At 66.5% G+C, this 1,697-nt stretch carries 1 protein-coding gene; it reads right to left on the reverse strand.

The features are described 5' to 3' along the window. Positions 1–323: 323 nt before the first annotated feature. The coding region (locus tag JF66_RS19805) for an ATP-binding domain-containing protein (protein ID WP_231556528.1) at positions 324–1,697 on the reverse strand (1,374 nt) is incomplete at its 5' end.

The following is a 1,697-nucleotide window of genomic DNA, read 5'->3' on the forward strand; positions in this document are numbered from 1 at the left end:
TAGCCGGACCTCCGATCGTGATTTCATCGTGGCTGACCTCACCTCGCACGACCAGGCATGATGTCGGTCAGTACGGCAGTACCAACGTGGCATCTGTGCGGCCCCGCCCGACGAAGCAGACGGGTGCCTCCAGCGACGTGAAGCTTGAGAACAATGGGATTTCTTGACAACGGCCGTCATCTGCGGGCACGTTACATGACAAGGAATTCCGCCTTGAAGGGGGCTCTTCGAGGCTGATCGGATTTGAACCCAGACTGGAAGCGGCGCCTCAAGGGGCCCGACAGCGCGAAGAGCCCACCGAGACCGGCGAAGCGCACGATCGACTAACGCTCCCGGTCATCCTCACGTGTACGGGGATCCTCCGACTGCGGGGCCGGTTGATCACCTCGGGCCTTCGGCGTGCCCCTGACGTTCAGGCCCGCCTTACGCTGGGCTTCCTGCTGTTGCTGAGCTTTGGCACGGTTCGCCTCACGCATCACATCCAGTGCGGTTCGGGTCGTGGGCACCTGGGGTACAGCACGCTCGACGGTGAGCGCGGTCGCCACGTCCCGCGCTGTCTGCGCAGCCGCAGCCGCCTCTGCCGCTGCCCGCTGCCGGTCGTCCCCAGTCGCGATCGGGCGGTCACTGAGGGCCTGAGACTTGTGCAGCACCGTCACCCTGGCCGCCAGCTCCGCACCCACGGAGCGATCCCGGTACGCTGCCGGGATGGCCTGCGCCTCGGTCGGGTCGATCTTGTACCGGTCGCGGAACACGTCAACTTCGGCGGCGAGCCGCACCCACGCGTCACTGCGAGCACTGTCAGCCGGGACGTCGCCCAACTGCGTTGACCAGGCGGGCTGCTCCGCCGCGACACTGGTCCCACGTTCGTTGAGGCGCACCGCCAGGTACTCATACCGTTCGGTGAGGTGCTCCCGCCACGCCGGGTCAGTTCCCGGAGCGTCCAGGGCACTGCGGTCGGCGATCCAGGCCGGCACGACCGGGGTGGCCGGCGCACCCTGGTGATTGGGTGCCGTTTCGATGCGGCGTTCCAACCGGTAGGACATGACCGCGCCGATATCCTCGGCGTCGTCGAGGTCGCGTTCGTTCCACGACGCCCGCAGCACCGTTGCCGGGTCCAGACCGTGAGTCTCGGCACGGCCAAGGGCCGCAGTGACCGCTCCCCAGCTGTCACAGCTGGTGAGATCGCGTGCGTCGGCATCGTCGAGAACCTCGTATACGAGCTGGCCGAACCGGATCTCGTTCGCCCGTTCGGCAACGTCACCGTACTGGTCGATGAGGGTCGTCAGATCATCAACGCGGGCTTGCTCGGCGCGGATGCTCTCATGCGCGGACAGCACCCCGTCGCTGTGCCCGGCAATAGACTCCAGCACCTCACTCATCGGCTGGGCCTCCTCCGTCTCCACATACAGGCGGTTCTCTTCCCTGCCCCGGGTCAGACCGACATACGCCAGCTCCCGGGACATGGATGCGTCGGCGAGGACGTGGGCGGTATCGGCGGTCATGCCCTGCGCCCGGTGGATGGTGGATGCGTAACCCAGCTCGACAGACGTCGCCACGTACTCAGCTGGGAGGGTGATGCGGCCGCCGTGTCCGGTGTGTGTGACACTCAACGCACCGTCCGCTTGGACTTTGTCGACCGTCCACACGTCACCGTTTTTAACCCGGTCTGTCCCGCGCCCGGTGCGGAGCGTCGCGTC

This window comes from Cryobacterium sp. MLB-32 (assembly GCF_000738085.1).
Classification (GTDB): Bacteria; Actinomycetota; Actinomycetes; order Actinomycetales; family Microbacteriaceae; genus Cryobacterium.